The sequence below is a fragment of the Geobacillus sp. WSUCF1 genome, from assembly GCF_000422025.1.
Lineage (GTDB): Bacteria > Bacillota > Bacilli > Bacillales > Anoxybacillaceae > Geobacillus > Geobacillus zalihae.
Map to the genome: position 1 here is coordinate 25,774 of NZ_ATCO01000098.1, position 10,387 is coordinate 36,160.

At 55.5% G+C, this 10,387-nt stretch carries 11 protein-coding genes; 9 read left to right on the forward strand and 2 right to left on the reverse strand.

What is annotated here, in order from left to right; all coding sequences use genetic code 11:
• Nucleotides 1–54: 54 nt before the first annotated feature.
• Nucleotides 55–1,416: a sporulation integral membrane protein YlbJ gene (ylbJ, locus tag I656_RS06400; RefSeq protein WP_020755449.1), complete on the reverse strand. Its 1,362-nt coding sequence runs from the start codon at nucleotides 1,414–1,416 to the stop codon at nucleotides 55–57.
• A gap of 82 nt (nucleotides 1,417–1,498) precedes the next feature.
• Here ylbJ and I656_RS06395 point away from each other — a divergent pair, with 82 nt between their 5' ends.
• Together I656_RS06395 and I656_RS0115855 are read left to right on the forward strand one after the other, a co-directional pair.
• Complete coding sequence (locus I656_RS06395) at nucleotides 1,499–2,287, forward strand: patatin-like phospholipase family protein (RefSeq protein ID WP_033005867.1); 789 nt, start codon at nucleotides 1,499–1,501, stop codon at nucleotides 2,285–2,287.
• Complete coding sequence (locus I656_RS0115855) at nucleotides 2,284–3,303, forward strand: SepM family pheromone-processing serine protease (protein WP_033005868.1); 1,020 nt, start codon at nucleotides 2,284–2,286, stop codon at nucleotides 3,301–3,303. The genes I656_RS06395 and I656_RS0115855 overlap by 4 nt, the downstream gene beginning before the upstream one ends.
• Here the strand turns inward: I656_RS0115855 and I656_RS06390 are convergent.
• The gene (locus I656_RS06390) at nucleotides 3,276–4,496 is read right to left on the reverse strand and encodes a nucleotidyltransferase (protein WP_020755452.1); all 1,221 of its coding nucleotides are present in this window, start codon (nucleotides 4,494–4,496) and stop codon (nucleotides 3,276–3,278) included. The genes I656_RS0115855 and I656_RS06390 overlap by 28 nt on opposite strands.
• 308 nt (nucleotides 4,497–4,804) lie before the next feature.
• Between I656_RS06390 and I656_RS06385 the strand changes: the two genes are divergently transcribed.
• The 7 genes from I656_RS06385 (at nucleotide 4,805) to bshC (ending at nucleotide 10,306) form a co-directional block, all read left to right on the forward strand.
• Nucleotides 4,805–5,344, forward strand: coding sequence for a DUF177 domain-containing protein (locus I656_RS06385; RefSeq protein WP_020755455.1), 540 nt, complete (start codon nucleotides 4,805–4,807; stop codon nucleotides 5,342–5,344).
• 142 nt (nucleotides 5,345–5,486) lie between these two features.
• On the forward strand, nucleotides 5,487–5,660 hold the full coding sequence (gene rpmF, locus I656_RS0115860; protein ID WP_011230605.1) for a 50S ribosomal protein L32: 174 nt from the start codon (nucleotides 5,487–5,489) through the stop codon (nucleotides 5,658–5,660).
• 161 nt (nucleotides 5,661–5,821) lie between these two features.
• The gene (locus I656_RS06380; protein ID WP_033005871.1) at nucleotides 5,822–6,577 is read left to right on the forward strand and encodes an enoyl-CoA hydratase/isomerase family protein; all 756 of its coding nucleotides are present in this window, start codon (nucleotides 5,822–5,824) and stop codon (nucleotides 6,575–6,577) included.
• A gap of 69 nt (nucleotides 6,578–6,646) precedes the next feature.
• Nucleotides 6,647–7,225, forward strand: a complete 579-nt coding sequence (locus I656_RS06375) for an RsfA family transcriptional regulator (protein ID WP_020755458.1) — start codon at nucleotides 6,647–6,649, stop codon at nucleotides 7,223–7,225.
• 69 nt (nucleotides 7,226–7,294) lie between these two features.
• Entirely contained in the window at nucleotides 7,295–8,215 is a 921-nt protein-coding gene (locus tag I656_RS06370) for a 2-dehydropantoate 2-reductase (RefSeq protein WP_020755459.1), read from the forward strand.
• Nucleotides 8,208–8,594: a DUF3397 domain-containing protein gene (locus I656_RS06365; protein WP_013145856.1), complete on the forward strand. Its 387-nt coding sequence runs from the start codon at nucleotides 8,208–8,210 to the stop codon at nucleotides 8,592–8,594. Before I656_RS06370 ends, I656_RS06365 begins: the two co-directional genes overlap by 8 nt.
• A gap of 83 nt (nucleotides 8,595–8,677) precedes the next feature.
• Nucleotides 8,678–10,306, forward strand: a complete 1,629-nt coding sequence (bshC, locus tag I656_RS06360) for a bacillithiol biosynthesis cysteine-adding enzyme BshC (protein ID WP_020755460.1) — start codon at nucleotides 8,678–8,680, stop codon at nucleotides 10,304–10,306.
• The last annotated feature ends 81 nt before the right edge of the window (nucleotides 10,307–10,387 follow it).

Genomic DNA, 10,387 nt, shown 5'->3' on the forward strand with positions numbered 1-10,387 from the left:
CTTATGAAAGCCGCTTAAGCGAACGTTGCAGTCGGAGCCGGCCCGGTTTTGCCGTCAAGGGCGGCTCACGGCCGAGACGACGCGAGCCGCACCGATGGCTTTTTGCTGCCAAAAAGCTGGGCGCTCAAGCGTCTTATGAGCGCCCGCGCGGTTCACTGGCTGCTTGATGACGAGCCATATATAAAGGCAAAGGAACAACAGTGTCAAGAGCGGCCCGTATTGCTGCAGCAACCGCCAGCCTTCATTCCAAGCGCCGTCTTTGGCGGCGTGAAGAAACGCTGGGATGTTAGTCGGCATTCCGCCGGCTGTTTTGATGTACAACGGTTTCCAAAGCAAGTATGTAAAGGAAGCGGCAAACACTCCGTGCAGCAAACGCGCGATGAAAAACGGCTGAAAGCGGATGTTCGCTTCGGCGAGAATGCTGGCGACTTGCGCTTGGACGGAAAAACCGCCGAAAGCGAGGACGAAGCTTGTGGCCACTGCTTTTTCCATCAGCATCGCCTCATCGGTTTGACTGATCATTTGGCTGCCGAGTGTAATTTCAAACAAGCCGGAAAACACTGGGATGTCAAGCTGCTCCGGCAGCTGGGCAAGGCGGAGCAGATGGCGCAGCAATGGGGCAAGCTGTTCGGTCAAATGCATCATATACAGCAGTTTATTCATAACCGAAAAGAGAATAATAAAACCGCCGATCATTAACAGTGTTTGGACAGAAGAACGCACGGCGTCGCCAAGAAGTTTGCCAAGCGGCTGTTCGTTTTTCAGTCGCGTGCGGTGCAGTGTGCGCAGCGCATACGGGAGCGAAAATGAGCGTGGCTGCCGCTTCGCTTGCCTCTGTTCTTTTCGGATGCCGTGAAAGCGCATGATCAGCCCAACGCTAATGTTTCCTAAATAGTGGGAAACGGCCAGCACAAGGCCGAGTTGCGGGTTGTTGAAAAATCCCGCTGATACAGCTCCAAAAATAAAAAGTGGGTTGGATGAATTGGTGAACGACGAGAGCCGTTCGGCTTCAATCGTCGTCAGCTGTTTTTCCTGGTACAGGCGGGCGGTCAGCTTGGCTCCAGACGGGTAGCCGGACGCCATTCCCATGGCCCAGGCGAATCCGCCGACGCCCGGGACGCGAAACAACGGGCGCATGAGCGGCTCGAGCAAGACGCCAAGGAAGCTGACGACGCCGAAGCTGATGAGCAGTTCCGAGACGATGAAAAACGGCAAAAGCGATGGAAAGACGACCTCCCACCACATATTTAAACCGCGAATGGACGCTTCAAGCGACTGTTTTGGATAGCAAATGAGCGAAAACGCAAACAAGGTGGCGGCGGAAGCGAGCAATACGGTTTTCCATTTCGCCCCCCAATTTTGTTTCACTTTTTTCCCCCCTTTTTTGCCGTGCGGTTTCTTGTAGTACAACCTCATATAACCTAATATACGAGCATAGGGGGGCGTTTTAGACCATAAGATGAAAGCGGATAGCGCTGCGACAAAGGGGGGAGGAGGCGTGCCGCCAAAAGTCGGATTGGCGCTCGGGTCGGGAGGAGCGCGCGGGTTCGCCCATCTTGGGGTATTGAAAGTGCTTGAGGAGGAGCATATTCCGATTTCCTATTTGGCCGGCAGCAGCATCGGCGCGCTTGTCGCCGTCCTTTACGCAAGCGGCCATGGCCTCCATCGTCTCTATCGGTTGGCTCAATCGTTTCGACGCAACGATTTTCTTGACTGGACGGTGCCGAAAATGGGGCTGATCGCTGGCGAGCGCATCACGCAGTTTCTTCGCTTGTTGACGAAAGGGAAACGAATCGAGGAGATGTCCCCGCCTGTGGCTGTTGTCGCCGCTGATTTGCGGACAGGAGAGAAAGTCGTGTTTCGGCAAGGGGAAGCAGCCCAGGCGGTGCGGGCGAGCATCTCAATTCCTGGCATTTTTGTGCCGGCGGAGGTGAATGGCAGACTGCTTGTCGACGGCGGCGTCGTCGACCGGGTGCCAGTGTCGGTCGCCCGAGCGATGGGAGCGGATATTGTCATCGCTGTCGATGTCTCTCCGCTCAACACAAAGGCGGAAATTGCGTCGATCGCCGATGTCATTTGGCAGAGCCTCGATATTTTGCAAGCGGAGCTGGTCGCTCACCGTCAGCTCGCCTCAGACGTTATGATCCGGCCGCGAGTCGAACAGTATAGCTCGCGGGCGTTCACAGATATTGAGGAAATCATCGCTCGCGGGGAAGAGGAAGCGCGGAAGCAAGTGGGAGCGATCCGTCAAGCGATCGAACAGTGGAAGGAGTCATCACACGAATGAAGAAACGGACGTATATTGCCCTGTTTTTCTTTGGCGCCGCCCTCATCTTTCTGCTCATTTTTATGAAGCTGCCGTATTATGTGACGATGCCGGGAAGCGCGCAAAGTTTGGAGCCGCTCGTTCACGTGGAAAACGGCGACCGCGATAAGGGAACGTTGATGCTTACGACGGTGCGGATGGGGCGGGCGAATGTGATGGCGTATTTGTTGGCCCATATCCGCCCGTTTTATGAGCTTCATCCGGTCGAGGAAATCAAGCAGGAAGGGGAGAGCGACAAGGAATATACGATGCGCCAGCTTGAGCTCATGGAACAGTCGAAGGAAGCGGCGATCATCGTCGCTTATCGCCACGCCGGAAAGCCGGTGTCGTATGAACCTCATGGCGTTTATGTCATGAGCGTCCTCCCGGATATGCCGGCCGCCGGCCGTCTAAAGACCGGTGATCGCATCGTCGCGATCGACGGAAAGCCGCTCGGCACATCGGAGCAGATGGTCAACTACATTCGCGGAAAACAAGCGGGTGATCGCGTCCGCGTCGCATTCATTCGCGGCCGGAAGCGGCAGGAAACAGAGCTCGAGCTCAAGCCGTTTCGACAGCACCCGAACCAAGTCGGCCTTGGGGTGACACTCATGACCGATTATGACGTCCGCACCGACCCGCCGGTTGACGTGGAGTCGGAACAAATCGGCGGACCGTCGGCTGGGCTCATGTTTTCACTTGAAATTTACAACCAACTTGTCGATGAAGATATTACAAAAGGTCATAAAATCGCCGGCACCGGGACGATTGATCTTGACGGAAACGTCGGGCCGATCGGCGGTGTTTCGCAAAAAGTCGTGGCCGCTGACCGCGAAGGAGCCGAGGTGTTTTTCGCCCCGAACGAACATGGTGCGCCGACGTCGAACTATCGCGAGGCGGTGCGGACGGCGAAAAAAATCGGGACGCATATGAAAATCGTCCCGGTCGATACGTTCGACGAGGCAGTTCGTTATTTGCGTTCGATGCCGGAAGCGTAAATCGGCGCCGTGGCGTATTCTTCTTTCAGCGCGGCGCTGTAGAGCGGCTCCGGAAAAGCGGCGGCGTACACAGCTGCCGCTCTTTTTTCTTGCTCATAAAGAGGGTCGCCATTGAGTTTGGATGCTCTGGCGACGAGCGGGAGCGCAGCGCTTTTTTTCACCTGCTTTAAGTAGCGGCGGCCGGTTTCACTCATGCCGAGCAGCCGGATATAGGTCGGGTTGGCCGCTTTGGCTTGCTCCTCTTTTGTGAAATTCGTCAACACATGCGCGCATAGGCGTTGCAGCCTTGTCCAGGTGTATCGCTTCGTTTTGACAGCGGCGATGAAGGCGGCAAACGTTTCGGCGTGGGCGATGTGTTGCTTCAGCCGGTGTTCGATCCCTTCCTCCACGCCGGCGATGCGGCGCAAGTCGGCCTCTGTGGCGGTCAACAGCCGATATTTTAGGAGCGGAAAATACACTTCCCAATCGTGAAAGCGCCCGTATGTCTCCCGGTATTGGCGGAGTTGTTCGAGCGCAGCGGGCGGAACGTACGCCGCGATCGACTCGAGACGACCGGTTTGTCGCAATGTTTTCCGCAGGCTGGTGGCGCTCGCAATCGACGGGTGGGAAAATGATTCGTCATGATAGCCGGCGGCCAGCCGCGGAATCGTGCGCGGCATCATCGCCAGCTTGTTTTGCCAAATGGCTTTCACATACGCGAAACCAAGCACGTTGTTTGGCTTGGACAAATCAAGCGGAGCGGCGCCGAACGTTTGCCACGCTTCAGCGGCGGCTTTCGGAAAGCTTTGTCCGCGCGAAAGCCCGGTGCGGATGAGGGAATCGAACGTTTCCTTCTGTTCAAGCCATGTTTTGGCCGCGGATAAAAAAGCGGAAATTTCCCCCGATTCGCTGCCAAAGCAAAGCTCTTGGCAGCCGATCGCCGCAAGCAGCTGCACCGCCCCATGTGCGAACTGTTCAGCCGCTTGCACAGCGAAGGCGTACGGCAGCTCGATGACCACATCTACGCCGGCGGCGAGCGCCATTTTAGCCCGCGCCCATTTGGAGACGATGGCCGGCTCACCGCGCTGCAAGAAGTTTCCGCTCATAACGGCGATCAAACAGTCCGCATCTGTCTTTTGCCTCGTTTCGTTCAAATGGTGGAAATGACCGTTGTGAAACGGGTTGTATTCCACGATCACGCCGACGGCTTTCACCTTTTTTCGCTCCTTTCATGGCGATTCGCGCGGCTTGGCCGCAACGAAATGGCTGTCTATTCTATCTGAACTTAGTATGGAATAGAAAGCGGCGAAGATCAACGGCAACATGCGGTGAGGACAGCAAAAGAAACGAAGCGGTCGACCGTTTTCCGATGTCCGCGCGCCGACCGTGCATGTTCGGAATGGCATTTGGACATGATGGGAGTATGCCGTTCTTTTCCAAGGAATGAGTGGTTGTAAAGAAAAAACATTGACAAAACTAGAAACGAAACGTATAATTTTATTCGTTGCCTTGAGGTGATGATATGAAATGGACGGTCCAACAGCTTCGCCGTTTTCAACATAAGGAAATGGCGATTGATGAGACGGTCGATGTGTCTGATTTAAAACAAATTGACACGTTGATCCGCGATATTTCGCCGGTGCACGTCCAAGGAAAAGCGGATGTCGGGTCGACAAAATTCACGTTTCATTTGACATTGTCCGGAACGATGGTGTTGCCTTGCTCGCGGACGCTTGTCGATGTGACGTATCCGTTTTCCATTCAGACGACGGAGACGTTTTTTGCGGATGGCAGCGGCATCGTGGAAACCGATGAGGACACCCATATGGTGGCGGGGGACACGATTGATTTGAACCCTATCATCCGCGAGTTGATTTTGCTTGAAATCCCGTTGCAGCTGATCGCCGAAGGACCGGTTGCCGGCGGCGCGCCGCAACATGGGGAAGGATGGGACGTTCTGTCGGAAGAAGAATGGGAGAAAGCGATGCAAGAGCGGGAAAAGAAAGTAGATCCTCGCCTTGCAGGGCTGGCCAAGTTTTTCGAGGAAAAACGAGAGGAATGATCGTGAGTCGGCGTTGCCGGCCGATGGCGCCTATGGCGCACCGTCCGGCAGCCGCCTTGTGTGCCGGCGGACGGCGGCCTCGAGGTTGACTGATCCGCCGGCATGGATATGCCAAAATGCGCCCGACAAGGAGGTGGGAATGATGGCAGTACCTTTTAGAAGAACATCGAAAACGAGAAAACGGCTGCGCCGCACGCACTTTAAACTGCAAGTGCCAGGCATGGTGCAATGCCCGAACTGCGGCGAATGGAAATTGGCGCACCGCGTCTGCAAAGCATGCGGAACATACAAAGGAAGAGATGTCGTCAACAAATAATGGCCGACATCGAACGACAGGCTGTCCGAAAAGAGGACAGCCTTTTTGATTGTCTGCAAAAAATCAACGCTGTTCGTCCAGGCGGCAGTTTTTTTCGTCGTGAGGCAGGAAATTGAAGAGAACGCGCCCAATTCATTGATGAAGAAAGGAGAGACGTGCTGATGGAAGCCATGTTGGAGCATCATGACGGCATTGCGCTGTTTACGATTTGCCGTCCAGAGAAACGGAATGCGATCAATTTTGCCGTGATGGGGGCGCTTGAGGAGGCGATGGAACAGGCGGCGGCTGATCCACAGGTGAAAGTGTTCGCCATTACCGGCGCCGGCAGCGAGGCGTTTTGCTCCGGCGGTGATTTGAGCGAGTTTGGGCATTTGCGCGGCACGGAGGCAAGACAGATGCTCATGCGCATGGGAGAGCTGCTGTACAGGCTGCTGACGTTTCCGAAGCCGACGGCCGCCCTTGTCAACGGAACAGCGATGGGGGGCGGCTGCGAGCTGGCGACCGCTTGCGATTTTCGCTTTGCCAAAGAAGGAAGCCGGATCGGATTTGTGCAAGGCCGGCTTGGCATTACAACCGGCTGGGGAGGAGCGTCGATGCTGTTTGCCAAACTTCCGTACGGGCGGGCGCTTGACTTATTGCTGCGCGCCGAGCCGATGACGGCGGAGGCGATGGAAGCGTGCGGTTGGGTTGACGCCATCCTACCAGCCGAACATTGGCGCGAACAATGGCGTGAACGGCTGGCGCCTTATGCGGAGCGATCGCTTTCCGTCTTGCAGGCATATAAGGCCGCAGCCGGCGAAAAATGGCGAACAGCTTGGTTTCGAGAGCAGTTCTTCGCCGAGATCGCCCGTTGCGCCGAGCTGTGGGGGTCGGCCGAACATGAACAGGCATTGCGTCCTTTTTTGCGTAAGAAGTAATTTTTTCCTTCTACCGTTTCTACTAGCCGCATACATATAATGACAAAGCGGCGATAAGGGGGGAAGGGGATGACGGGAGTGCGTCAAGACGCATGGACGAAAGAAGAGGATGAGTTGTTGGCGAATGTTGTGCTTCAGTATATTCGCGAAGGCGGCACCCAACTGGAGGCGTTTGCCGAAGTCGGGCGGCGCTTGTCGCGGACGGCGGCAGCGTGCGGATTTCGCTGGAATTCGTGCGTTCGCAAGCAGTACAAGGAGGAGATCGAGCAAGCCAAGCAAGAACGGAAGATGCGAAAAAAAGAAACCTCATCAACGAAGGAAAGCGAGGGGCAGGCGAAGGTGGAAGCGGCAGTCAAAAGCCATTTGTCATGGGCGGAAGTGCTGGCCTTTTTGCAAGCTGAGGAGCAAAAGGCGCGCGACGCCCGACGGACGGCCGATGAAAACCGGGCGCTCAAAAATGACATGGAGCAGCTGCAGCAAATGGTAACGAAGTTGCAAATGGAAAAAGAATCGCTGCAAAAACAACTAGCTGCGATCCAGGAGGAGTATAAAACGCTGCTTTCCATTATGGAGCGGGCGCGCAAAATGGTGACAGACAGCGGGAAACCGGCGCCGAATGCAGTGGCTGAAGGCGTCGACGAAGGGTAAAGGCTGGCTTTTCGCCGGCTTTTTTTCTTAACGGAAGAAGAAGATCTCTGCTAAAATAAGGCTAACGCCATGTTGCAAGAAAGCGGGGGAGAAGGATTGAACATTGGGATTGTCGGCGGCGGAGCAATCGGATTGCTGCTCGCCGCTTATCTTGGGCGGCGCCATGGGGTGACGGTCTATACGAGGCGTCCGTCCCAAGCAAGGCAGCTTGCCGAGCATGGTGTGGCGCTGAAAAAAGATGGCGAGACATCGGTCGTGGCGGTGCGCGCGCAGCCGTTTGCTGGAGCAGAGCTGGACGAGCCGCTCGTGTTTGTGACCGTCAAACAGTACGATCTCGCTTCCGTCTGTGCGCAAATCGACGCGTTTCGCCGCGTTCGCACGCTCGTTTTTTTGCAAAACGGCATGGGGCATCTCGAGCAGTTGACGATGTTTGCCGACAAAAATGTCCTCGTCGGCGTCGTGGAGCATGGTGCCATGAAGCTGGATGACCGGACGGTGGCGCATACGGGCGCCGGAAAGCTGACACTTGCTTCCTGCTATGGTTCATTTGGCGACGCCTGGGAGCTTCGGGAAGGGGAGCGCGGCTTTCCGATCGAATGGGCCGATGATTGGGAGCGCATTCTTGTGGACAAGCTTGTCGTCAACGCAGTCATCAATCCGCTCACCGCTCTATTGCAAGTGAAAAACGGGGCGCTGCTAGAAACGGCTCCGTACCGCGATATGATGAGGCAGCTGTTTGATGAGGTGCGGAACGTGCTGCCGCTTGAAGACGCCAATCGGGCGTGGGAGCGCGTCGTCCGCATATGCCAAAAAACAGCGGACAACTATTCGTCGATGTATATGGACTTGGCGAACGGGCGCCGGACGGAGATTGACGCCATTTTGGGCTATGTGTTGAAACAAGGGGAGGCGCGCGGCGCTATGCTGCCGGTCGTCCGCTTTGTCTTTTGCGCGGTGAAAGGGAAGGAAGGGGGAGAGACGGATGGGTGATTGGCTCGCTTCGACGCTGGCGACGTTTGTGACCGCGCCGCTTCTGCTGTTTTTGCTCGTCTACTTCGGAGCACGCTTGGTCGGCAGGCGGAGGCGGGCAGCGTTTTACGCCGCGGTCAACGCTGCGACTGCTTTTTTCATCGCCGCTGTCTATTTTTTGCTGACAGTGCTGTTTGGAAAATCGTACTTCGTTCCTCTTCTTCTCTTTTTGTTTGGTCTGCACGCGGCGATCGCGCTTGGCTATTGGCGGAAAACGGCGGACTTTCGTTTGCGGACGGTGTTCCGCGTCTTTTGGCGGGCGAGTTTTCTCATTTTTGCCTCTCTTTACGCCGGGCTGCTTGTATACGGAATGGCCATGCGCGTTGCGATGAGCCTTTAGTGTGGCCGAGCAAGCTTTTTTTTCTCTTGGCCATAAACGTGCTATACTCATGAAAGAATACATAAGAAAGGGAGTTTTTCGCCATGGAAGTTCGCGAAATTCCGTTGCCAGCAGCGACGAAATTGGCGGCTGATTACATAACCGGCGCGTTTCCAGCAGAGAGCGGCTTCGCTTATGCCCAGGCGGACGATGAAGCGTTTTGTCGGCGGTTGGCCTATTTGCAAGGAAGAACCTATGACCGAGAAGGGCTTGCCGACTATTTGCGCGCTTATCACCGGCGCTTCTCGGCGAGTGTGGCTACGATGGCAAACATTGAGAAACTGCGCAACGAGCGAAGCGTCGTCATTGTCGGCGGGCAGCAAGCCGGGCTGTTGACTGGGCCGCTGTATACGATTTATAAGATCATCACCATCATCCAGCTTGCCAAAGAGCAGGAACGAAAATTGGGCGTCCCGGTCGTGCCGCTGTTTTGGATCGCCGGCGAAGATCATGACATCGCGGAAATCGATCATGTCTATGTCGTTGAGGAAGGAGAAGTAAAAAAAGCAGCGTACCCACACAAAACGAACGAAAAACGGATGGCTGCCGATGTGCTGCTGGACCGGATGGCTGCGAAAGAGTGGATCGAGCGCGTCGTCAAAACGTATGGGGAAACGGACGTGACGAATGAGCTGCTCTTCTTTTTGTCATCGTGTCTTGATGAGGCGCGCACGTTTGTCGACTTTTTTGCCGCCATTGTGCTCCGGTTGTTCGCTGATCACGGTTTAGTTGTTTTGAACGCTGGCGATGCGGCGGTGCGGCCGCTTGAGCGCCGCTTTTTCGCCGCGCTCATTGAACGCCATCGCGATGTGACGGCCGTGGTGCTCGCTCAGCAAGAGGCGTTGCGCGCGCTCGGATATGCGCCGCTGATTGAAATCGGTCGTGACGCGGCCAACTTGTTTTATTACGACGGCCGTGAACGTTCGCTTTTGCAGTATGATGAGGAACGCGGCCTGTTTCACAATAAAGCGGGAACTCTCGTTTGGACAAGAGAAGAGCTGCTTGAGCTTGCCGAAACGAATCCGGCCCGTTTCAGCAACAATGTCGTCACCCGTCCGCTCATGCAAGAGCATTTGCTGCCGACGCTCGCTTTCGTTGCCGGACCGGGGGAGATCGCTTATTGGGCGGAATTGAAAGAGGCGTTTCCGCTTTTCGACCTAGAAATGCCTCCGGTCGTGCCGCGTCTGCAGGCGACAATCGTCAGCCGTTCGCTGCAAACCGACCTGTCCGATATCGGCCTTGAGGTGGCTGATGTATTGTCCGGGCGGCTCGATGAAGCAAAGCGGGAGTGGCGGGAGGCGACCGCTCAAGCGCCGCTTGCTTCGGCGTTTGCCAAAGCGAAGGCGGACATTGACGCGGCGCACCGGCCGCTCCGTGAGCTTGGGGTGGCGATTGACCGCGGATTGGAGGGATTGGTGGCGAAAAATGCCGCCATCATTCAGGCGCAAATCGAGTTTCTTCAGCACGCGCTCGAGCGGGCGCTGTTGCGCAAACATGAGGCGGAGCGGCGGAAATTTTGGCGCATCGAGACGTCGCTTCGGCCGAACGGTGCGCTCCAGGAGCGGGTTTGGAACGTGTTTTATTACATCAACCGCTACGGATTTGATTTTGTAGAAAAACTTTTGGACATTCGCAGTCCTGGCAATGGAATGCATAAAATTGTATATATGTGAGGCTTTTTCAAAGAAAAAGTCGAAAAGAAACATCCTGCTTTGAGCAGGATTTTCTTTTTTGTGAAATGAATTGTAAAAAAA